Raw genomic sequence first — 23,342 nt, 5'->3', positions numbered from 1 at the left:
GGTATATAATATAATGGTAGGACGTTCAGTATACGTTAGCATAGGAGGCAATATGAAACATAAATTTCTGGAATTAAAGATTCACCAACGCCATTTAGATAAATATAAAAATCAGTACCCCTTGCTCTTTAAAGAAGCGGTTATGGGCAATCATGTTTTTGAAGACAACAGCATCCAAGAAGGTACACTTCTTAAATTAACGGATGAAAGAGGCCATTTTATTGCCACCGCGTACTATGGCATCCAAAATAAAGGTATTGGTTGGGTATTGAGTCGTATCGAAAAGGAAAAAATAGATGCACTTTATTTCAAAAAGAAATTGTACAGTGCGATTGAAAAACGTATAAAACTCTATAACAATCCTAAAACGAGTGCTTTTAGAGTTTTTAATGGAGAAGGGGATGGCATTGGCGGTTTAACCATAGATTTCTTCGATGGCATTTACCTCATCAACTGGTACAGTCAGGGGATCTTCAGTTTTAAAGATAACATTGTCAAAAGTTTAAAGGAAATCGTCGAATACGATGCCATTTACGAAAAATTGAGATTTGATCATGATCTGATTGAAGAAAATGACGGATTGATCGCTGGAAAACCAGTGACATTCCCAATTATTATTAAAGAAAATGGAGAACGGTTTGCTGTTTACTTTAATGATGGTGCCATGGTTGGCATTTTCCTTGATCAGCGCGAAGTGCGTCGCACCATTAGAAACAACTACTCGAAAGGTAAAAATATTCTAAATTTATTTTCTTATACAGGAGCCTTTTCAGTATTTGCTGCCAAAGGCGGCGCACGAAATACGACCAGTGTTGACCTTGCAAACAGAAGCCTTGAACGGACCCAAGAGAACTTCAGACTCAACAATATAAATCTTGAAGATCATTCGATTGTCGTTGAAGATGTCTTTAAATATTTTAATTACTGTGATAAAAAAGGTCTCAAATTTGATATGGTTATTCTAGATCCACCAAGTTTTGCTAAGTCAAAAAATTTTGTTTTCTCTGCAGAAAAAGACTATCCTACTCTACTTGCAGAAACCATAAAAATTACAGTGAATAATGGCATCATAGTGGCTTCGAATAATTCAAGCACCATTGACCTAGAAAAATTTAAGCAGATGATTGGCAAGGCCTTTAACATGGGAAAAGCGCGATTTGAAATTCTAGAAATCCATCAATTACCGAAAGATTTCAGAACAAACCACGCTTATCCTGAGAGCAACTACTTAAAAGTTGCCTTTATTAAAGTCATAAAAAAATCCAAAACGGTCAATCCTTAAAAGTGTTGGCCATTTTCAAAATAATACGTTGGGATTAAGTCCGTAAAGATAACGGCATTCTCAGCGTATTTTTTTTGAATAAAAAAAGTATTAAACAATTCCGCAATCTGCTTGCAAGCCATCTCATCTCTCTTAAACCACTGAATATTCACAAAGGGATAAGCCCCTTGCCCAGCAACACCGTTTTGATAAAATACGGTTGGCAGATACTCAATGGTAATATGATCTTCTGGACATTTGATAATTTCAGACATTGGCTTTACAAGTGTCTTGCTAATTTCCTTCACATGTTCTTCTGAAGCACCTTTAATGATAATATGTGGCATGGTCTTTTTCTCCTATAAATGTATTCTAAATTCATAATCTTAAAACGATATGACCTCACCACCATTATAATCTATTTCCGATTAAATTTGGCTGCAAATAGGTCATTTTTTTAGAATTGTTAAAAATATAAATACATACGCAATGAGATCGATACCCAAACCAACCATAACAGCAACAACATTCGAGCTAATTATTTCCCGACATCCACATTATTTTTCTGTCTCAGAATCTTTTTTGGTTTCTAAGGGTTCTTTCCCAACCACAATTTTGTGCCCAAATAGATATGGTGTTGCTAAAACGAAAATAGACACTGGCATTGTGACCAAAGTTGCAATCGATGCCGTCAATAAAGACACATCTACAACGTCTTTTTCCTTATTTTTAATTTTAAATCGTGTTTCTTTGAGATCATTGAAAAAGGATTTGCTTTTAGATTTAATCGCTTCTTTTGTTGCTCTATTCTTTTCTGATGCTGATTTTTCTGGTTCTAAAATTTTTTCAGCTTTCTCTAAGCGAATTAATGCTTCAAGCAAATCGCCATCTGTCTCTTCCAGCGTTTCTTTTGCCTCTTTATAGGACACATTTGCACGCTCCATTAACAAATCAATTTTTTCTAGTGATAAACTCATGTGTTACCTCCTCTTAATCTTAATCTATGTTCTCATTGTAGGCTCTTAAGATTAAGATCCTCTTTTAGAAAGATTAAAAAGAAGCTAGAAGCGGGTAAGTTTTTAGACGATTATTTTACTCTACTTTGAAGAATTTGATCTCATCTGCCAGTTTCTCCATGTCAGCCGTTAAGGCATCAATATCTGCTGTATTTTGGTTAAGTGATTTTGCAATGCTCGCAAATGAATTATAAGAGTCATTGATTAATGTCTCAATTTCCACTGAGTTACTTGCAATATCGCTAACTGCTTTCGTAATTTCCTCTGATGCTTCAATCTGTTCTTTCGAAGTCAATGAAACTGCCCTGATATGTTCCAAATTGACTTTTGCCTTTTCTAAAATTTCGTTGATGCTGGATTTCACTTGATTTGAGATGGAAATACCATCTTGAACGCTTAGACTGACTTTCTCGTTTGCCTTTTGTACCACTTTGACTTCTTGTTGGATGTTTTCAATGATATTCTTGATTTTATCAGTCTCTGAACTCGTCTGTTCTGCAAGTTTACGTATTTCATCAGCTACCACTGCAAAGCCTTTGCCAGCTTCTCCAGCTCTTGCAGCTTCAATTGCTGCATTTAAAGCAAGTAAGTTCGTCTGTTCTGAAATGGAATTAATTGTCACCAATATTCCCCCAATATCTTCGGATAGTTGAGAGAGTTTGACGATTTGAGTATTGGCATTGGCAACATTGACATCAATTGTTCCCATATTATTATTCATTGTTTCAATGCTCGAGTAGCTTGAAGTTGCAATCTGACTTGTTTTCTCAGAGTATTCAAGTGCTGCTTCTGTCTTATAAAATGAATCTCTTGTGGAAGCTAAAATCTCTTCAAGCCCCGCCAAAGACTCTTCTGTCCCTGCCACCTGATTTTTGACGTTATCCAAAACTTCACTTAGACGCCTTTGAAGTTGATCTATGCCAAGTGTAATTGGCGCTTTGATTTCATTTTTATAAATGCTCTCTTCACCATGAATAACATTGTCCATGCCTTTGTGTATGCGATCGTTACTCTCTTCGGCTCTGAGAATAACCCTGCCAATTTCTGAAACCACTTGATGTGTTTTTTCAATAAAACTATTATAATGGTCCCCCATGATCCCAAATTCATCCTTCTCTCGGATATCAATTCGGGCTGTTAAATTTCCACTTGAGCCAATTTCAAAAGCCGTTCTAAACTGTTCAATTGATTTTGCAAGTTTTTTCCCGATAAAAAGTGCAATTAGAGCAGCACCTGCAACGGCAACAATTCCTATGATGACAAAAACAAAGGTCAACCTATTTAAATCCGCATAGATTTCAGATAAGACAGGATTTGCAGTTAGATACCAACCATTGCTGAGCTTATAATAGGACAAAATTTTCTTTTTGCCTTGATACGTATAATTTATCAAGCCAGATGTATCCCCGCTTTGGATTTCATCTGCAAGGTAACTGAGATCACCACCAGCAAGTTCTCTTAAATTAGTTGCCTTTTCATCTGGATGATAGAGAAAGTTAAAATCTTTATCCATTAAAGTGGCATAGCCCGTATCATAAATCTTAATTTGACTTAAACGCTCTTTAAGAGTGTCAAAAAAATATTCTGTCCCTGCAACACCAATGATTTGACCATCTTTTGAAACGCTTTGACTATAGGAGATCACCATAGCATCCCAAGGTTCCCAATAATACGGTTCCGTCCAGTTGCTACCATTCTCAATAGCACCCTTAAACCACGCATCTTCACCGTATCCAGATTCTCTAGCATTGTATTCTTCATCTTTCTTATAAGTGCCATCATCTGATTTTGCAAACGAAACGATGCCAGGATTTTTAATGACAGCATCATCAAAGATAATCCATCCACTTTGTGCTGAAAGCGACTGGATCGAACCCTTTAGAACAGTCTCAATACCACTTTTGAAATTTTTCATTTCAGTTTCATTATTTTTCACTTTGTCAAAGTCCATATTGCTGACAACAATATTTGAAATTTGATTTGTCAAAGTAACAACACTCGTTATGGACGCCTCGATTTCGCTTGCATTCTTATCAACAATACCTACTAAATTTTGTTCTGCATCCGAAATAAGAATTGACTTCACACTGAGATAACTTACTGTCCCCATAACAAATACTAAAATAAATGACGTTAACATAATTGCAAGAATGATTCTAGTCGATATTTTTTTCATGTACTTCACTCCCCTAACAATAACTAACAACATGTCCCACTACTTCGCAATTTATATATACCTTTTTCAAATCAAAAAAAACAAAAAGTCCAGTACATTTTCATAATGCACTGAACTCTATCATTCTAAATCTAATTCATAATTCTATTAATTCTTTACTGTTTTTTTAACACGCACCCTTTTTTTATCGCCATCGAAATTACCTTCTTTACTTCTGAAACCTCGATGTTCTTTCCCACGATCTTTGCCGCGATCTTTGCCTCTATCATTCGTTCTGCCCTTAGCACGTTCAATCGAAATAGGTTTTCCTTTAATCTGTCTTTTGTCCATTCTTTCCAGAACACTGTCTGCATGGCTTTCAGGAATTTCAACAAATGAGAATGAATCATAAATATCCACACTGCCAATGAGACTGCCATCAATTTTGGCTTCATTGGCAATAGCACCAACAATATCTCTTGGACGCACATGATGATTGTTACCCACATTAATGTGCATACGAATCATCGGTCCAGAGTTTCTGCCTCTGTACTTAGACCCCGATCTTTGGTCTGATCTTGAATCAGATCTTGAATTACCGCTTCTAACTTTCTTTTCGTTGTCTATTGAATCAATTTCTTTTGTCTTTTCCATTTCAAGCTCCATTTGAAGTAATGCAGCTGCAATTTCAATTGGTGAAAAGACATCATCAGAAAATTCTTCAATGATCTTAATGAACTTGGCATCAAGACCTTCTTCAATACGTTCTTTTACCTTTCTAAGGAACAATTCGCGTTTCATAGCTTCAATATCTGTAATCTTTGGAATTGGATGATGAACGATATCTGACTTTGTATACTGCTTAATATTTCTAAGCAAATGATACTCTCTGTAAGTTACAAAGGTAAATGAGACGCCTTCTTTACCTGCTCTACCTGTTCTGCCGATTCTGTGTACATAGTATTCTTCATGGCTTGGCATATCATAATTGAATACGGCCTCGACATTTTCAACATCAAGTCCTCTTGCCGCAACATCTGTCGCAACTAAGAGATCAATATCACCACGTTTGAATTTATTGATAACGTTCATTCTCAACGCTTGCTTCATATCACCGTGGATCTTATCACATTGGTAACCTCTTGCCTGTAGCATATCGGTTACTTCGTCCACACGTTTCTTTGTGTTGCAAAATACGATAGATAATTTATAATCATAAATGTCCACAAGCCTACTTAAAATCTCAAGTTTATCCTTATCTTTCATTTCCAAATAAACTTGCTTGATATTTGGCGTTGTCAGTTCTTTATGAGCTACCTTCAAAATTTCTGGATTTTTCTGGTATTTATTGATGATTCTCATGATTTCCTTTGGCATTGTTGCGGAAAACAGCATGGTTTGGATTTCATGATCTACACTGTCCAGTACGAGCTCAATATCCTCTCTGAAGCCCATGTTGAGCATCTCATCTGCTTCATCTAATATAAGCATCTTTAAATCTGCTAATTTAAGTGTTTTTCTTCTAAGATGATCTAATACTCTACCAGGTGTCCCAATTACAATATGAACGCCCTTTCTAAGACCTCTAATCTGTCTTTCAATATCTTGTCCACCATAAATAGGCATAATGCTAATGCTTCTTCTAAACTTTGCAATTTTGCTTACTTCCTCAGAAATTTGTACGGCAAGCTCACGTGTTGGACAGAGTATAAGTGCTTGAACACCACGATTTGACACATCAATCGTTTCAAGCATCGGAATTGTAAAGGCTGCTGTTTTACCTGTACCCGTTTGTGCCTGACCTACCAAATCTCTACCTTCTAATGCTACGGGAATCGCCATTGTCTGTATAGGAGTAGCTTCCTCGAATCCCATAGCTTCAACGGCTTTCAGAATTTCTTCTGAAACTTTCAGTTCACTGAATTGAATCTTATTCATTTAATTGTTCCTTTCTCAATCTTACATCCACAGAATTCTGGATGCCTTACGATCCAGAAAGATTTTCTGCTAACAAAATGGTTAAAAGATGCGCATTCGCACATCTTTAATAATCATTTACGTATTATCAACGGGTTGCGAAATCAGGTGATTTCATCAACAAGTCATTATATCACACTTCTTGCTGCCAATCCATGTCTTTTTAATTTGTTTACATTTTAAAAACATAATTCTAACCGTCAATAAAGACATTTAATTTAAAAAAATGCTCTAATATCAACGCCGATCGTATGCTGATTTCTTCATGTTCTAAAATTTGATTTGCTTTTTCACGGTCTACAAAGATAATTTCAGCCTCTTCATGCTCAGTTTGATATGCCGTACTAGCAGTCCCAGAATAGTAACCATAGGCGACATTGACACGCTCATTCACGATCCCAACGGATACATACCTCGGTGTTGAAATACTCACAGGGCTGAATGTAAGGCCTGTTTCTTCTTTAAATTCCCGAATACTAGCCTGCTCAATTTGTTCTCCATCGTCTATGAGGCCCGCTGGAAACATATATAGATATTTCCCAGCAGATACTCTGTATTCTCTGATCATAACGAGATGCTCTCTTGCCTTGTCAGATGCCACGATCATGGCCCCATCCGTATAGACTTTCCCTTGAAATATTTCTGATTCAAGACGTTCAATCCCAGCTCTAGAGACAAGTTCCCAATATGCAGAATTGCCTTCTTTCGTGATATAGTCAATGCCATAGCCCTTTAAGTATTTCAATGAGTCCAATTCTGTTATCTTTTTTACCTTCATGTGAATCTATCCTCTCTTTACATCTTCTATCTTCGAGTTATTCTATACTGATTAAACATATTAAAAATTATTTTTGCTTTTTTAACATCTTTTATTATATAATATCAAAGGACTATTGGGACTTAAAGAAAGGATTTTATATGAGTATTTTAACAGTAAAGAACTTGAGCCACGGCTTTGGCGATCGAGCAATCTTTAATAATGTATCTTTTAGACTCTTAATGGGGGAGCATATCGGCCTCATTGGCGCCAACGGTGAAGGTAAATCCACTTTTATGAATATTATCACCCATAAACTTGAACCTGACGAAGGGACGATTGAATGGTCTAAACGTGTTAGAGTCGGTTATTTAGATCAGCATACGGTTCTTGAAAAAAACATGACCATTAAAAATGTATTGGACAGCGCTTTCAAATATCTTTTTGATCTAGAAGCGGAAATGAATGATATGTATATGAAAATGGGCGAGGTCGATGAAGAAGAACTCAATCAGCTCATGGAAGAAGTCGGCACGATTCAAGATATTTTAAATCACAACGATTTTTATGTAATCGATGCAAAAGTAAACGAAATCGCCAGAGGTCTTGGGCTTCTGGATGTCGGCTTAGATAAACCTGTGGAGAGCTTAAGCGGTGGACAGCGCACTAAAATACTTCTGGCCAAATTGTTGCTTGAGAAACCAGATATCTTGTTGCTGGATGAGCCTACAAACTATCTTGATGAAGAGCATATTGAATGGCTTAAACGCTACCTTCAAGAATATGAAAATGCCTTTATCTTAATTTCACATGATATTCCATTTTTAAACAGTGTGATCAACTTAGTTTATCATATGGATAACAAGGCCCTCAATCGCTATGTTGGCGACTACGACAACTATATGCGCATTTATGAGGCCAAAAAGAAACAACTCGAATCTGCCTATAAGCAACAGCAACAAGAAATTTCAGATCTTGAGGATTTTGTAGCTCGAAATAAAGCACGTGTCTCTACCAGAAATATGGCCATGTCAAGACAGAAAAAATTAGATAAAATGGACGTCATTGAACTTGCCAAAGAAAAACCAAAACCTGAATTCAACTTTAAAATGGCACGTACCAGTGGTAAAATGCTTTTTAAAGTCACTGATCTTGTGATTGGTTATGACGAACCTCTATGTAGCCCATTGAATCTTTTAATGGAAAGAGGACAGAAAATAGCCATTACTGGTGCCAACGGTCTGGGGAAGACCACCTTACTCAAGAGCATTATTGGTGAAATCAAAGGGCTTTCAGGGCAAGTCGATCTTGGCGAATTTCTTCATATTGGTTACTTTGAACAAGAAATCAAGGATGCCAATTATAAAACTTGTATTGAAGAAGTCTGGGAGTCCTTCCCTGCATTTACGCAATACGAGGTCAGAGCAGCACTTGCAAAATGTGGTTTAACCAATCAGCACATTGAAAGTAAAGTCGTTGTCCTAAGCGGTGGTGAACAAGCTAAAGTAAGACTTTGCAAATTGATTAATCGTGAAACTAACTTTCTCATCTTGGATGAGCCTACAAACCATCTGGATGTAGATGCAAAGGCAGAGCTTAAACGAGCATTGCAAGCTTACAAAGGTTCTGTATTACTCATCAGCCATGAACCCGAATTCTATAGAGATATTGTTACAGATGTCTGGAATTTGGAAGAATGGACTACTAAAATTGTATAATATCAAAAGCACACTCATGCGCATTTTATTGCTGCAGTAAGTGTGCTTTTTAATTTGAAATCATCGTGCTTTAAAAGATGCTCAAAACCTAGATTTTAACCCTTAAACTATACATTAAATCGACTAATAATTTCTGTCAGTATGCCTGCAATCTTACCCACCTCTGATGCATTATCTTGAATATGTCGCATAAGTTCTGCCTGAGTATCCATCGTTGCGTAGATTTCCTCAGAGGCCGCGGCATTCTCTTCTGTAACGGCCGATATCCCGTTGATGGATTCAATTGCCCTATCCTTGTTTTGATCGACGTTATGGACATTTTTTGTGATATTATCCAATTGCAGAATAGTGTCCACCATGGATTTTTCAATTGCATCAAATGAGAACTGTACCTTTTGAAGTACTTCTCCTGAAATTTCAACCGCTTGATTTGCATTTTGCATATTGATTTCAGTTTCATCAATTTCGCCAAGAATTTCCTGGATAATTTGATCAATTTGCAAAGTGGATTTAGAAGTTTCCTCTGCCAATTTACGAATCTCATCTGCCACAACTGCGAAACCTCTACCTGCTTCGCCTGCTCTTGCTGCCTCAATAGCTGCATTCAATGCCAATAAATTAGTCTGCTCTGCAATTTGTTGAATGGTGTTGGTAATTTGAACAATAGAAGACGATTTTACAGTCAGTGTGCCTACATTTTCATTCAAACTGGCATTGGCCTCTTTCGTGCCCTTAAACTTTTCATCGAGTTCTCTGATGAGTTTAACACCAGAAGCGTTATTTTCTGTAACTTCACCGGTATAGCTTCTGAGTTGTTCAGCACTCCTAACGCTTTGATTGATCTCATTTGCAAGACTATCCATATTAATTGCCGCTTCCTGTGCATCCTCCGCCTGCTCATTGGCACCCTTTGCAAAGTCTGCTACAGTTTGCGTCACCGCATCAATCCCTTCTCGTCCTTGTGTCACAATCCCACTGAGCTCATTGTATGCACCTGTCAACCGTATGGAATCCGCATTCATTTCTTTAACCAAATCTCTAAGAACCGCTCTTAAATTGGCTATAGAACGTGCGATGACACCGCGTTCGTCTTTATACTCTACCAAGTGGTCATACCCTGTATCATCTTTAATATTGAGATTGGCCGTCTTATCCACAAGTTCCGCCAGCAACAAAATAGGTTTTGATATGGAATTGCTCATGACAAAAGAAACGAGAAATCCAATACCCAATCCACCGATGATAAAGGTGCTGAGTAATAAAATAATGCGACTGACATCTTCTGTAACAATCCCTTTTTCTTTAACAACAAAGACATCAATATCATCTATATAATTACCTGTGCCAATAACCCAATTGAAAGGTTCGTATAATTTCACAAATGCACGCTTAGGAAGTGCCTCTGTCTCACCTGGTTTTGGGAAATAGTAGTCATAAAAACCTTCACCATTTGATGTGGCTATTTGGATCATCTGCTGAACAATTTTATTCCCCAGTTTGTCCTCAAGGTCAAGTCTATTGCTGCCCTCAACATCTTTTTTCCCCAGCAAGACGACATTTACGCCATCTACTGTATCTGCCCAAAAGTAACCATTTTCACCATATTGAGCGTTTCGAATCACATCTGCTGCAATCTCTTGTCCCTCAGCCAATGTAATCTTTTTCTCACTGATCTGCTTTTGTATCCCGTTTAACTCAGAAACAATAATTTCAACTTGACTCTTGATATTCAGATCATAGTTTTCTCTCAATTTACCTTCAAGTTGATTTAATCGACTTATATTACTTGAATGAATAAAATAAACTGCCGTTGCACCAACAATTGCGGCTATAAGCAACATATTAATTAAAACCATCAAAATCAATTTCGTTCTTATCTTTTTCATATTGCCCTCCTAGTATCCACACCCCGTTTATTTATTCAAATAATACTTTCTATTTAGATATTATAACCTCTACAACCCCATATAATCAAATTTTTTATAACGCCCGTTCATGAAGAAAAAAAGGGGTTCGATACTGTCAGCATAGCTTTTTTTATATTCATGTATTTTTCAGGCTCGAAGCCATCAGTACAAAACAGGATTGAATTTACCCGCTATTGTCTCATTATCCAAGCAATGGTCAACATGCTCTTCCAATTCAAATTCTATGATCAAAGAATATTTATACAATCTATATCGCATTTATATATTTTTTTTGTTATTATAGATTTAATTATTAACAAAGAGAAATATTTAAAAAACTATTGGAGGTTTTCAGTGAAAGATTATAATATTTTTGATATTATCGGCCCCATTATGATTGGGCCTTCGAGTTCGCACACTGCCGGCGCCTGTCGAATCGGATATGCTGCACAAAAGATCATCAAGTCTCCAATTGTGGAAGTTCGTTTTGTGCTCTATGGTTCGTTCTCTAAAACCTATAAAGGTCATGGTACAGATGTGGCTTTACTGGGTGGCATTTTAGGATTTAAACCTGATGATGAGCGCCTTGTAGATGCCTTTAAGATTGCAGAAAATAGAACATTAAAATATGAGTTTATCTCTTCGGATGACGATTCTGAACACCCTAATACCGTTTTAATACATGCAAAGACCAACTTGCTAGAGACCTGGGAAATTACAGGTATTTCAATAGGTGGTGGCAAGATGATCATCAAGTCAATCAACGGTATTGATGTCCACTTTACAGGTGAGTTCAATACGCTTGTGACGCATCACAAAGACAGTTCAGGCATGCTCGCCAAGATATCCACTATACTTTCTCAAAACCGCATTAACATTGCTTTCATGAAACTCTATCGAGAAGAAAAAGGCCAAAAGGCCATTGGCATCATAGAAGCAGATGAAAGAATTCCCAAAAATGTCGTGGATGAACTCACCCAAATTGATGGTATGATCTCGGTAAATGTCATTCAAAAAATATATGAATAGGAGGGCGTATGAAACTAACAAGTGCTTTAGACATTATAGATTATTGTCACAAAAGTAGTGTCAGCTTGGATGCTCTTGCACTGGCCTATGAAACCAAAAAAACTGAAAAGACGCCAGAATATATTGAAAGCTATCTTAAATCGGTCTTAAAAGTTATGGAAAATGCCGTAGCTTCAGGCATTAACGATGTGGACAATCATATTCACGGTAAAATCATAGGCAATGATAGCATTCAACTGAAAAAGCGATATGAATCCCAAAAGACTGTCTGTGGCGAAACCATTGCCAAGGCTGCTGCTTACGCTCTAGGTACTATGGAAGTGAACGCTTCCATGGGCAAAGTCGTCGCTTCACCCACAGCGGGTTCATGTGGCGTATTACCTGCTGTACTAGTCACTGCAAAAGAACGCTTTGATCTCACAGAAGCGCAACTTATTAAGGGCCTTCTCGCTGCGAATATGGTGGGGAGCATTGTCGCTAGAAACGCGACGATCTCTGGTGCAGAAGGAGGTTGTCAAGCAGAAGTGGGCACAGCATCTGCCATGGCATCTGCTGCCGTTGTTCACATGATGGGAGGCAGTGTAGAACAAGTCTTCAATGCTTCTGCAATGTGCTTTAAGAATCTTCTTGGACTCGTCTGCGACCCCATTGCAGGATTAGTTGAAAGTCCTTGTGCCAAACGCAATGCCATTGGGGCTGCTAACGCTCTGCTCTGCGCTGAAATGTCTCTTGCAGAAATTAAGAGCATCATTCCATTCGACGAAGTTGTGGACGCCATGTATCGCGTGGGCAAATCCATGCCTTCTTCACTTCGGGAAACGGCCTTAGGCGGACTTGCGACGACTAAGACCGGTATTCAAATTGCGACGGATTTGTTTTCAAAATAAAATGAGATAAACCATCAAAAATCATCTCCGTTCATGAATTGAGATGATTTTTTGTGTTTATTTGCTAAGAAGCCCTCTTTTTAAGAACATAATTTTATAAATTAAAGACAAAAATTTAAAGAATACTAGAGCCGGATTTGTTTACTTAACCAAATTAACTTCAGCGCTTATCTTTACGTGTTCTCCTTCAAATATTTTGACAGATTTTACTTTTTCCATATTGGTGATCAAAACAGGCGTAATCTCTGAAATATTTTTTTCTTTTAACAATGCTAAATCGACTCTGACTAAGGGATCACCTGCTTTGATCTTTTTGCCCACTTCACATAACTGCGAGAATCCTTCCCCTTTCAACGTCACCGTATTCAGACCGATATGGACTAAAACTTCCAAGCCCTCTTTTGTTTCAATGCCGATTGCATGTAATGTTGGAAACACTTGAACTATCGTACCAGATACTGGTGCTGAAATCACGCCTTCACTTGGAATTACAGCATACCCATCACCCAGCATCTTCTGCGAAAAAACAGCATCTGGGACTTCCTCAAGACGAATCGTCTTGCCCTTTGCAACCGGTAAAAAATGAATACATGTCCTTTTATTAAAACCAAACATATGCGAATACCTCTCTTTCAATGCATCATTGACTTGATTGTATCATTAATAAATTTGGACAGCCATATACAAATGTCAATTTATCATCCAAGATTTCTGATAAATTGGCATATAAAAAGTCATTGTATGAAATTTTATTTTATTAAAATGCGCATCTATTTACAACTTAATACCATCAGATTATACTGAAATCATGTACTGATTCACGTACATGATTCAAAGGAGGCCTCCAATGAAAAGTGTTTTAGTACGACTACAAGAATATAGAAATCAGGCAAGTGGTGCCGAAAAATCCGTTATTAAAATTTTAATTGAAAATCCAGAAGCTGTTTCTAACTACAGTATTCACGCGCTTGCAAGCGAATCTTATGCCTCCGCTTCAACGATCATTAGGCTATGCCAAAAATTAGGGTTCAAGGGGTATAGGGAATTGCATACATCTCTAGTTTATGAATTGGCCTTGAGGCAATCAACTTCTGATGAAAAGGGCAAAGAAATCAGCAAGGATGACGCTCTTGAAACCATATTAGATAAAGTGACCTATAAAAATATCATTTCTTTAGAGAATACGCGTAAACTCATAGACCTTAACACCTTGCAACAATGTATTGATCTATTAATCAACGCTAGAACAATTTGTCTTTTCGGTATGGGGTCTTCACTTTTAGTTGCAAAAGATGCTTATCTAAAGTTTTTAAGAATTAACAAACCCTGCAACCTCAGTGAAGATTGGCATGCACAACTTTTACAGTCAAAAAATATGACTCAGGATGATATCGCTATTGCAATCAGCTATTCTGGTCTGACGGAAGAAGTATTGCGCTGTGTGGAGATCGCTAAAGATAATGGTTCTCCCGTAATTGCCATAACACGATTTGAAGACAATCCCCTATCTCGACTAGCAGATTATACCTTGAGTGTGGCTGCTACAGAATTTATCTTTCGCAGTGGCGCCATGTCTTCGCGAATTGCTCAATTAAACATTATAGATATACTTTATACCGCATTTATCAACAAAGAATATGAATTGAGTGTAAAGCAATTCGAAAAAACACATATTGATAAAACAGCACACGAAGAGAGTGACAACAGGAGGAAAATATTTTGATAGATTTAAAAAAACTCACTACAGAAACAAGAAACCCAAGAACAATGACACTAGATCATATGACCCCTATCGAGATTGCAACCCTCATGAATAAGGAAGATCGTCACATTATTGAAGCTGTTCAAGAAGTGCTCCCAGAAGTTTCTACACTTATTGAATGGTGCACATATGCTTTAAAGCATCAAGGTAGGATCATCTATATTGGTGCAGGTACCAGCGGACGGTTGGGGTTGTTGGATGCTGTAGAATGTCCTCCAACATTTGGCATTTCTCCCGAGAGAGTTGTAGGTCTAATTGCTGGAGGCGAAAGTGCTTTTATTACAGCAGTTGAAGGTGCCGAAGACAGTACTACGCTGGGAGAGGACGATTTAAAGAAAATTGCCTTAACCGCAAATGATATTGTGATTGGCATTGCTGCTAGTGGTAGAACCCCTTATGTCATCTATGCTCTAAAGTATGCAAAAAAAATGGGTTGCAAAACAGCAATCATTGCCTGTAATAAAAACTCCGAAATGAGTAAGGAAGCTGATATAGCCATAGAACCTGTCACTGGACCAGAAGTGCTTACAGGGTCCACTCGACTAAAAGCTGGAACGGCTCAAAAAATGATTCTCAATATGATTTCCACAGGAGCCATGATTGGCATCGGAAAAGTCTATCAGAATCTCATGGTCGATGTGATGCAAACCAATGCCAAACTGGTTACACGTGCAGAGAACATCGTTATAGATGCCACCCAATGCTCACGCAGTCAAGCCCAGAGCACACTAGAAAAGTCAAAAGGCAGTGTAAAAATTGCCATCACTATGATTCTCCTTCAATGTTCTTTTGAAGAAGCCCAAAACTTATTAGAAAAATCAAATGGGCATATTCGAAATGCATTAGAAGGTAACTATTCACTAAAGGAGGAAAAACATGAATAACACCGAACTTGCAAAAAAATTAGTAGAACTCATCGGTAGTAAAGACAATGTCCTCAAAGCCACAAATTGCATGACGCGTCTGAGAATTACAGTAAAAGATCCCTCGCGTGTGAAGGAAGCGGAGATCAAAACAACGGAAGGTGTTTTAGGTCTTGTCAAAGAAAACAACGCCTATCAAATTGTATTGGGGCCCGGTAAAGCAAAAAAAGTGGCAGATATCTGTACAGATGAACTCGGTCTCACAAAGGTGAATGACAGCTTGGGCAATTGGCAAGACAATAAAGCTGCAATGAAGGCACTCCAAAAAGAACATCCTGTAAAAAAAGCGATCAGGACCATTGCAGAGATTTTTATTCCTCTTATTCCAGCCATTATTGCTGCCGGACTTTTTAACGGCTTTTCATCGCTCATCTCCACACTTCAAGGTCAACAGGTTCTTGCAAGTGACGGCTTCTGGAAAGTATTGCAATTGATTTTTTCTCTAATTGGCAGTGGTTTCTTAGGCTATTTCGCCATTTATACGGGTATCAACTCTGCAAAACAATTTGGCGCTACCGAAGGTATGGGGGGAATGATTGGCGCTATTTCAATAGGCGGAAATATTGTTGCAATTTCAACTATTTTTGGCTTATATAATGCAGAAGTACCGCTAAACTCCATTCTAACAACGGGTAAAGGCGGTATCATGGGGGTAATCTTAGGGGTTTGGATTTTATCTAAAATTGAAAAAGCAATTCGAAAGCGCGTACCGGATGTCCTCGATCTTATTTTGACACCTTTTTTATCACTTTTTATTACCGCACTCATTTTTGTTCTTGTGATCATGCCTGTGACAGGGTTTGCCTCTGACCTTTTGGTTTCAGGTCTCAGTGTCATTATCGACTCTGCAAATCCTATTGTCAGCGTTATCAGCGGCTATGTATTGTCGGCATTATTCTTACCAATGGTACTTCTTGGACTACATCACGGTCTAATTCCTATTTATGCAATTCAACTTGAAACAATGGGGGGTGTATCTCTATTCCCAGTGCTTGCAATGGCAGGCGCAGGTCAAGTGGGCGCTGCAATTGCAATATTCCTAATTGCCAAACGTGTTGACAATAAAAATATTCAAAAGGTCATTGCAGGTGCATTGCCTGCTGGCTTCTTAGGCGTTGGAGAACCTTTGATTTACGGTGTTACGTTGCCACTCTTCAAACCCTTCTTCACAGCAGGACTTGGGGCTGGATTTGGTGGTGCATACATTATGCTTACAAAAGTATTGGCAAACGCATGGGGGCCTTCTGGACTCGTGGCAATTCCAATTATGAAACCAGAAAGCATGTTGAATTTCTTCCTCGGTCTCGTCATCTCTTATATTGGCGGTTTTGTAATCACTTATTTTGTCATCAAGGATGAGGATGTTGCAAATGTTTAAACAAATTGGATATGCCATCTTTCCCACCACATGGCAGCAACAAAAAAATCAGCTCTCTTCTCTTTTTAGAGAAGGGAGCACTATTTTTACTTCGTTGCACATAGCAGAAGAATTCTGTGATGATTACACAGAAAACGTTCTTGAAATGTTGAGTTATTGTACCTCTTTAGGCTATAAAATAATGGCAGATGTATCCCCACGGACCTTGACGATTTTCGGATGTCACTCTTTGAAAGAACTCAGTGAATCCCTTAATTTACAGATTATTCGTGTGGATTATGGCTTTACACTTGAAGCAATCGTAGAAGCTTCTAAATCTGTTTCCATTTGTTTAAATGCATCCACCCTTCAAGAAGATTGGCTACAAGTGCTTCATGGTCTACCGCAGCAATTTTATGCCATGCACAACTATTATCCTAGGCCGGAAACGGGCCTAGATGTTCAGCAATTTCATAAAAAAAACCTCATCCTAAATGCTTTCGGCATCAAGGCAATAGCGTTTATTCCTGGAGATCTGATCAAGAGAGGACCGCTATTTGAAGGCCTGCCAACACTTGAGTACCATAGAAATCTAACACCCTATGCCGCATTTGTAAGTATGTCGCTTACACATAAAGTAGAGTGGGTCTTTGTGGGCGATGGCACGATTTCAGATCAGCAATCAGATTGGATTCATGAAGCATGCGTTGATCAGGTCTATTCCATTCCCATTGTCCTTGATGCAAATTATAATCATCTTGACAATACCATTTTTACCATCCGTTCGGACTCGCCTTCTACTCTTATTCGATTTAAAGAGTCCAGAGCATACGCCACTCAAGGTATGACGATTCCACCGTACAATTGTCAAGATCGGCATAAGGGAACCTTGACCATTGACAATATAAAGTACAAACGCTATTCTGGCGAAATTCAGCTGACAAAAGCCAACTTTCCCAGTGATGAACGTGTCAACGTCATTGGAAAAGTCCCTGAAGCATATCATGTTCTTTTAGAGGCACTTCCCAATGGCACTAAAATTAAACTGCACAAATTGTAATTTTAAAAGACTAAAAGGCGTAGCACACCCCAATGCTTATGGGATTGTCTACGCCTTTACTCACATTTCTAGTCGAGCTTAATATGACAATAGCCACCTGGATTTTTCTTTAAATACATCTGATGGTATGTCTCTGCTGGATAATAATAGTCCAGTGGTAACACTTCTGTCACAATTGGTTTCTCGTATTTTTTCTGCTCTTCATCTCTAGAACGTTCAATCGTTGGCACATCTGCTTCATCGACGAAGTAAATACCTGTTCTGTATTGCGAACCAACATCGCCGCCTTGTCGATTTAAAAGTGTGGGATCAATAACTTTCCAAAAATGCATGAGCAAAGTCTCTAAGCTTATGCGCTCAGGATCATAATTTATATCTAAAACTTCTGCATGTCCTGTGGTATTGCTGCAAACTTCTTTATAGGTGGGTTCTTTTGTATCTCCATTGGCATAGCCCACCTCTGTTTTTACCACGCCATTAAGACGTTCAAAATAAGCTTCCATACCCCAAAAGCAGCCTCCTGCTAATACAATTCTCTTCATTTCAATCTCCTCTAATAGAACTAAAATTCGTATTTCAGATTTAAATATTTTTATCTCAATGTTTTTATAGCGGTTTTAGTAGAGCTCTTGCAGGTAGGCCTTCAACATTTGCTATTTTTATAGGCAAGCACAACAACTTATAAGGTCCTTCTTCTATTGCTTTTAATGCAAGACCTTCAATGATATAGATGTGATTGCCAAGAAGAATTTTATGTGTTGGATGCTCTGGCTGGCTTCTTTCAATGCCTAGTGCATCGATCCCAACAGATTTAACGCCTTGTTCCAACAGATATTGTGCACCACTTTCCGCCAAGAACACAAAGTCAAAGTCGAATTCATCTTTAAGGCAATTCTTTGTTTTCAATATGACAATTTCCCCTGCATTGATTTGCGCTTCATAAGGCTCTAAGTGGGCCTTTTCAATATGATTTTCTTCAATCTGAGTCAGATCAATCACAAAGCATTTGCCATTTACATAATCTAAACTAAAAGTATCTGATGTTTCCCCATCCTTGATCATATGAAGGGGCATGTCAATATGTGTCCCCGTATGCATATCCATAGAAATACTGCTTTCGTAATGTTCATGCGTCTCATAATTTGCTCTTGTGATAATCGTTGGTTTTTTGGCTTCTAAATTTTTATAGACCATCATATTAGGTTCTATTGTCATGGTGACATCCAGCCATTTATTTATTTTCATTAGAATTCCTTTCTGTCAGGTAAAGTTAAACCTCATTCATGCTGTAAGGTCAATTGCCACCTGCACACGCGTTTAATTTTATAAGTAAGTTAAAAAGTCACCCCACTCAGACTTTAATTTTGCCAACATCTCTGATTCATCTTCATATTGATATAAGGGCTCATAGGTCTTAAGCTGCTCCAGTTGATCGATGATCTTCCAAGAGCTTTCAATTTCATCCCATCTCGTGAAGAGTGACGCATCGTCGTGAATAACATCCAATATCAATTTTTCATAAGCTTCTGGCGTATTCCCAACGACATTGCAAAGATGACAATAGTCCATTTTCATAGGCATCACATAAGACTGAAGACCCGGCGCTTTACCATTAAAAGTAAGTGCCAGTCCTTCTCTGGGGGCAATCTCTATCGTAAGCGTATTCTTCGCGGGTTGCCCACTCTCAAAAAAGCAATTAGATTCTTTAAAAGTGATTACCACCGCTGCTCGTTTATCTTTCATTTTTTTACCTGTTACGAGATAAAACGGTGTTCTTGACCATCTGCGGGAATTGACGAACATTTTTAGGCCCACAAAGGTTTCTGTTTTTGAATCGCTTGGAATGCCTTTTTCAGAGAGATAGCCTTTATATTGACCAAAGATCATAGGACTTGAAAACTCTAATTTTTCAAGCACTTTAACCTTTTCATCCTTGATCAATCTATCATTGAGACCATTTGGAGAATCCATTGCGACCAGCGCCAATGTCTGAAATAGATGATTTTGGACCATGTCTCGAAGCGCACCTGAGCGATCGTAGTATCCACCTCTTTGCTTAACTGTTTCTTTTTCAAAAGCATATATTGTGATATGTTCTATATTCTCACTATCCCAAATGCTTTCAAATATTTTATTTGCAAACCTCACCATCAAGACATTCTGAAGCATTTCTTTGCCCAAATAGTGGTCTATACGGTAGATTTGACTCTCTTCTATCAACCCTAAAAGCAGTTGATTATAAGACTTCGCCGTTTCAAGATTCTCTCCAAAGGGTTTCTCAAAAATGATCTTATCTCTCATATTGCCCTTAACCACAAGGCCATTGCCAACAAGTGCACTTGCAATCATAGGAAAAAACCGAGGTGCTGTGGCCAAATAATAGATGCGCTCTTGCGATTCATAACCTGCTACAGACATCATATGCTCTGCAAATGCAACATAGGCATCAGGGTCCGTAAAATCCATTTGGATATAGCGAAGATGTGTTTTAAATTCATCCCAATTTGGATAATTGCCTTCTATTTGTGCCCTTATATGCTCTATAAAGGCCTCTTCTTCGTAAATCTGCCTGCCAATCAAGTTGACTAAAAAATGAGTGGGCATCTGATCATCTTCGTGTAGTTTATAAAGTGCCGGCATCAATTTTTTTGTTGTTAAGTCCCCGGTTGCCCCAAATATTGTAAAAATCATTTGACCACCCTATTCTTTATATATTTTATGTCCACCGAACTGATTTCTAAGTGCTGCAATTGATTTTTCACTAAATCGATCGTCATCTTTTGATTTGAATCTTGTAAATAGCGACTGCGTAATCACTGGGGCAGATACTTTTAATCTCAGTGCTTCTTCAACCGTCCAATCTGCTTCTCCAGAGGCATCTACAATGCCTTTAATGCCTTCTAGTGTCTCGCTTTCCATAAAGGCCTTATGCATTAATTTCATCAGAAGTCCCTCAATAATGGAACCATTGCTCCACACTTTTGAAGTCAATTCAAAATCAAGATCATACTCAGAAGCCTTTAGTATGTCAAAGCCTTCACCTATAGCCTGCATCATGCCATATTCGATGCCGTTATGAACCATCTTGACGTAGTGTCCACTCCCTGAAGCACCAAAATAGCCGTAGCCATCCTTAACTGAAATCTTTTGCAAAATGTCGCTGATATATTCCACCGGCTCTGGGTCGCCACCTGCCATGAGACAAGCGCCATAGCGTGCACCAGAAATGCCGCCGCTTGTGCCGACATCCACATAATCGATGCCCAGTTCATTTAATTTTGCGTAACGTCTCTGAGTGTCTTTATAATTGGAATTGCCGCCATCAATAATGATGTCCGACTGCTTGAGCATAGGGATGAGTTCGTCAATTAACGCATCCACTGTTTCTCCTGCTGACACCATAAGCCAGATCACCTTTCTGGACTCATCTAAGTGTGATACCAGTGTCTTTAGATCGTAAAAGCCCTGAATGCCCTCCTCTTTAATGTGATCCACTTTCTCCTTTGAACGATTGTAAACATGGACATCCACGCCTTGGTCCCTCATATTCAGAGCAAGTGCATATCCCATTTTACCGAGTCCTATTAAACCTATTTTCATATCATCCCTCTTTTCTAAATTTCGTTTAAGTACTTATTACCCAATTATTGTGATTTAAAAAGAAAAAAAGGAGTCTTTAATAAGAAACCCGAAAGTTAATTATTGCATCCCCCTTTTACAGCTTATTTTTGAGCGGCCAACAACAAAGGCACATACTCACGATCTGTTTTCACAATGTGTAGCACAAGCCAGTCCGCAATAAAATTCAAGAGATTCAGTAAAGTCTCCTTTTGATTAGAATCCACTGCATCTAAATCAGACATAAAGGTTTCTAATTTCTTGACAAATATCTTGTGCTCAAACTTATGTGCCATCGAACCCACGTACCCCACTGCATCAAACAGGGCCTCTTCATCTCTAAAGTGATTAACCGTGTAATTTTCAAGCTCTTTTAGCATCGCAACGATTTCATCAAAATAATCATCTCGAGTATCATCGTTTACGAGTTCGAACATACTGCCGCCAATTTCAATCAAACGCTTATGCTGATCATCTATTGCCGGGATTCCAAATTCGAATTCTTTTTTCCATACAAGCATAAAATACCTCCGCTTTCTCTCCTTGACAAGCAAGGTTCTCTCTATTCTTTATGCATTAAATCATAACTTATATAAGTGGTGTATTCCATAGCGGAAATATAAACTTTTTGTTAAATCGTAGTAATGATCTGCAAGCGTTTTGATTGAATGCTTATTTCCATTGGAAAGTTGACTCCCGCTTCTCCATCCAAGTCTGAACATATGGATTCATCACACATAATTTTCAGCCGTTCGGTCGAAAAATATTCGATATAGGGACTTTCAGGATGCTCCCCGTTCCAAACCTGAATCAAAAGTGGCATTATTTCAAGAACAGGGCATTTTTTGAAGAGCAAAACATCCAGAACGCCATCATCTATCCTCGATGTTGGCGAAATTTTTCTAAAACCACCCGCTGACTTGCCATTCATGATCAACGCAAAATAGATGGGTTCTTCATATACCATTTCATCTGTGAAGATGGTCACATCAAACGGTTTTAATTTTGGAAACTCCTCAATGCCTTTTAGATAATAGGCCAAAACACCAATGATATTCTTGATCTGCTCATTGACCTTTTGACTGATGTCAACCAAGTAGCCAAAACTGGCTACGTTGATAAAATACTGATCGTTGGCTACGCCCACATCGCAATCAACCCAGTTTTGAGAAAGCGCGTTATCAACCATGCCCTCTATAGTTTTTGGGATTTCGAACATTTGTGCAAAGTCATTTGCTGTCCCAACTGGAAAAATAGCTATAGGGCGCGTCCAATTAAGTTTAAGAAGCGTGTTCACCACTTGATGGATTGTACCATCACCACCTGCAATTATAACACGATCATACTGTGTTTCAATTTCTCCGCGAAGAAAGGTTTCTAATTTTTTGATTTGATTCAATCGATAGGGCATTACAAAGAGATCGCGTCGTTGAAACTGATCTATTATATAATCCAGTTGATTTTGAAATCCTTTAAGTCCCGCTCTTGGATTGTATAGCAGCAATGCTTTCATAATTACAGTTGTCTCCTTAAATATGACATAAAACCTGATATAAAATACTACATATTTCGAGTTTGAATCACGAAGTCATTTGTACACTTTTTACACGTGATTTTAACTTTGCCTTTGCCTTTAGGCACTCTTGTTCTATGGCTACAATGTGGACAGGTCTCAACCGTATAGTCAATTAAGGCATCAATCTTGAAACGATCCAAACCGACGACGCTCTCATTGCCAATGATAAAAGCTGGAACGCCCATCATTTTTCTAGCCATCATCTCTTGTCTCGCAAATTGATCTACTTGGACATTTTTTTCTATATACTTATAGCCTTTTTCGTCTAAATACGCTTTGGCAGATTTGCAATGTGGACAGGTATTACTGGTAAACATGATAATTTCTTTCAATCGACTC

Annotated in this window: 21 protein-coding genes and 1 pseudogene; 8 read left to right on the top strand and 14 right to left on the bottom strand. The window is 38.2% G+C overall.

Features of this window, described 5'->3' with window-relative positions; all coding sequences use genetic code 11:
• Window positions 1-52: 52 nt before the first annotated feature.
• A complete protein-coding gene (locus ISU02_RS07570) occupies window positions 53-1,282 on the top strand; it encodes a class I SAM-dependent rRNA methyltransferase (RefSeq protein WP_194701209.1) in 1,230 nt (409 codons plus the stop codon).
• On the opposite strand, the gene ISU02_RS07565 is transcribed toward ISU02_RS07570, so the two are convergent.
• The 5 genes from ISU02_RS07565 to ISU02_RS07545 all read right to left on the bottom strand — a co-directional run bounded on the left by ISU02_RS07565 (window position 1,279) and on the right by ISU02_RS07545 (window position 7,187).
• Complete coding sequence (locus ISU02_RS07565; RefSeq protein ID WP_194701208.1) at window positions 1,279-1,608, bottom strand: DUF1904 family protein; 330 nt, start codon at window positions 1,606-1,608, stop codon at window positions 1,279-1,281. The two genes, ISU02_RS07570 and ISU02_RS07565, sit on opposite strands and share 4 nt — an antisense overlap.
• A 210-nt stretch (window positions 1,609-1,818) precedes the next feature.
• The gene (locus ISU02_RS07560; RefSeq protein ID WP_194701207.1) at window positions 1,819-2,238 is read right to left on the bottom strand and encodes a UBA domain-containing protein; all 420 of its coding nucleotides are present in this window, start codon (window positions 2,236-2,238) and stop codon (window positions 1,819-1,821) included.
• 115 nt (window positions 2,239-2,353) lie between these two features.
• On the bottom strand, window positions 2,354-4,453 hold the full coding sequence (locus tag ISU02_RS07555; RefSeq protein WP_194701206.1) for a methyl-accepting chemotaxis protein: 2,100 nt from the start codon (window positions 4,451-4,453) through the stop codon (window positions 2,354-2,356).
• A gap of 147 nt (window positions 4,454-4,600) precedes the next feature.
• The gene (locus ISU02_RS07550) at window positions 4,601-6,370 is read right to left on the bottom strand and encodes a DEAD/DEAH box helicase (protein ID WP_194701205.1); all 1,770 of its coding nucleotides are present in this window, start codon (window positions 6,368-6,370) and stop codon (window positions 4,601-4,603) included.
• Window positions 6,371-6,602: 232 nt separating this feature from the next.
• Window positions 6,603-7,187, bottom strand: coding sequence for an NUDIX hydrolase (locus ISU02_RS07545; RefSeq protein ID WP_194701204.1), 585 nt, complete (start codon window positions 7,185-7,187; stop codon window positions 6,603-6,605).
• A gap of 140 nt (window positions 7,188-7,327) precedes the next feature.
• Between ISU02_RS07545 and abc-f the strand changes: the two genes are divergently transcribed.
• Entirely contained in the window at window positions 7,328-8,884 is a 1,557-nt protein-coding gene (abc-f, locus tag ISU02_RS07540) for a ribosomal protection-like ABC-F family protein (RefSeq protein WP_194701203.1), read from the top strand.
• Between the two features lie 107 nt (window positions 8,885-8,991).
• On the opposite strand, the gene ISU02_RS07535 is transcribed toward abc-f, so the two are convergent.
• Window positions 8,992-10,770 carry a methyl-accepting chemotaxis protein gene (locus ISU02_RS07535; protein ID WP_194701202.1) on the bottom strand — a complete coding sequence of 593 codons (1,779 nt, stop codon included), beginning with the start codon at window positions 10,768-10,770 and terminating at the stop codon, window positions 8,992-8,994.
• A 375-nt stretch (window positions 10,771-11,145) separates the two neighbouring features.
• On the opposite strand from ISU02_RS07535, the gene sdaAB reads away from it, so the two are divergent.
• Together sdaAB and sdaAA are read left to right on the top strand one after the other, a co-directional pair.
• Window positions 11,146-11,820: an L-serine ammonia-lyase, iron-sulfur-dependent subunit beta gene (gene sdaAB / locus ISU02_RS07530; RefSeq protein ID WP_194701201.1), complete on the top strand. Its 675-nt coding sequence runs from the start codon at window positions 11,146-11,148 to the stop codon at window positions 11,818-11,820.
• An 8-nt stretch (window positions 11,821-11,828) separates the two neighbouring features.
• Window positions 11,829-12,707 (top strand): L-serine ammonia-lyase, iron-sulfur-dependent, subunit alpha, encoded by an 879-nt coding sequence (gene sdaAA / locus ISU02_RS07525; RefSeq protein WP_194701200.1) that lies wholly within the window; start codon window positions 11,829-11,831, stop codon window positions 12,705-12,707.
• A 141-nt stretch (window positions 12,708-12,848) separates the two neighbouring features.
• On the opposite strand, the gene ISU02_RS07520 is transcribed toward sdaAA, so the two are convergent.
• Window positions 12,849-13,322, bottom strand: a complete 474-nt coding sequence (locus ISU02_RS07520) for a PTS sugar transporter subunit IIA (protein ID WP_194701199.1) — start codon at window positions 13,320-13,322, stop codon at window positions 12,849-12,851.
• Window positions 13,323-13,554: 232 nt separating this feature from the next.
• On the opposite strand from ISU02_RS07520, the gene ISU02_RS07515 reads away from it, so the two are divergent.
• From ISU02_RS07515 to ISU02_RS07500, 4 genes are read left to right on the top strand one after another with little or no spacing between them, the layout of a single operon-like run.
• A complete protein-coding gene (locus ISU02_RS07515; RefSeq protein ID WP_194701198.1) occupies window positions 13,555-14,430 on the top strand; it encodes a MurR/RpiR family transcriptional regulator in 876 nt (291 codons plus the stop codon).
• Window positions 14,427-15,353 carry an N-acetylmuramic acid 6-phosphate etherase gene (murQ, locus tag ISU02_RS07510; RefSeq protein ID WP_194701197.1) on the top strand — a complete coding sequence of 309 codons (927 nt, stop codon included), beginning with the start codon at window positions 14,427-14,429 and terminating at the stop codon, window positions 15,351-15,353. The genes ISU02_RS07515 and murQ overlap by 4 nt, the downstream gene beginning before the upstream one ends.
• A complete protein-coding gene (locus tag ISU02_RS07505) occupies window positions 15,346-16,770 on the top strand; it encodes a PTS transporter subunit EIIC (protein WP_194701196.1) in 1,425 nt (474 codons plus the stop codon). Before murQ ends, ISU02_RS07505 begins: the two co-directional genes overlap by 8 nt.
• Window positions 16,763-17,809, top strand: a complete 1,047-nt coding sequence (locus ISU02_RS07500; protein WP_194701195.1) for a MupG family TIM beta-alpha barrel fold protein — start codon at window positions 16,763-16,765, stop codon at window positions 17,807-17,809. The genes ISU02_RS07505 and ISU02_RS07500 overlap by 8 nt, the downstream gene beginning before the upstream one ends.
• A gap of 68 nt (window positions 17,810-17,877) precedes the next feature.
• Here the strand turns inward: ISU02_RS07500 and msrA are convergent, their stop codons facing one another.
• The 7 genes and pseudogenes from msrA to ISU02_RS07465 all read right to left on the bottom strand — a co-directional run bounded on the left by msrA (window position 17,878) and on the right by ISU02_RS07465 (window position 23,335).
• The gene (gene msrA / locus ISU02_RS07495; protein ID WP_194701194.1) at window positions 17,878-18,351 is read right to left on the bottom strand and encodes a peptide-methionine (S)-S-oxide reductase MsrA; all 474 of its coding nucleotides are present in this window, start codon (window positions 18,349-18,351) and stop codon (window positions 17,878-17,880) included.
• 64 nt (window positions 18,352-18,415) lie between these two features.
• Window positions 18,416-19,054, bottom strand: coding sequence for a cyclase family protein (locus ISU02_RS07490; protein WP_194701193.1), 639 nt, complete (start codon window positions 19,052-19,054; stop codon window positions 18,416-18,418).
• Between the two features lie 78 nt (window positions 19,055-19,132).
• Window positions 19,133-20,500: a glucose-6-phosphate dehydrogenase gene (gene zwf, locus ISU02_RS07485; RefSeq protein WP_194701192.1), complete on the bottom strand. Its 1,368-nt coding sequence runs from the start codon at window positions 20,498-20,500 to the stop codon at window positions 19,133-19,135.
• Between the two features lie 9 nt (window positions 20,501-20,509).
• Window positions 20,510-21,424 (bottom strand): annotated as a pseudogene (gene gnd / locus ISU02_RS07480) (phosphogluconate dehydrogenase (NAD(+)-dependent, decarboxylating)); the annotation flags it as partial.
• Between the two features lie 107 nt (window positions 21,425-21,531).
• Entirely contained in the window at window positions 21,532-21,948 is a 417-nt protein-coding gene (locus tag ISU02_RS07475; protein ID WP_194701190.1) for a bacteriohemerythrin, read from the bottom strand.
• Window positions 21,949-22,058: 110 nt separating this feature from the next.
• Window positions 22,059-22,940, bottom strand: a complete 882-nt coding sequence (locus tag ISU02_RS07470) for a YegS/Rv2252/BmrU family lipid kinase (protein WP_194701189.1) — start codon at window positions 22,938-22,940, stop codon at window positions 22,059-22,061.
• A gap of 47 nt (window positions 22,941-22,987) precedes the next feature.
• Window positions 22,988-23,335 carry a glutaredoxin family protein gene (locus ISU02_RS07465; RefSeq protein ID WP_194701451.1) on the bottom strand — a complete coding sequence of 116 codons (348 nt, stop codon included), beginning with the start codon at window positions 23,333-23,335 and terminating at the stop codon, window positions 22,988-22,990.
• Window positions 23,336-23,342: the final 7 nt, after the last annotated feature.

This window comes from Fusibacter ferrireducens, from assembly GCF_015352425.1.
In the GTDB taxonomy this organism is placed as follows: domain Bacteria; phylum Bacillota; class Clostridia; order Peptostreptococcales; family Acidaminobacteraceae; genus Fusibacter_A; species Fusibacter_A ferrireducens.
The sequence above is the reverse complement of the archived record's forward strand: the minus strand, read 5'-3'. Positions and strand labels throughout refer to the sequence as shown.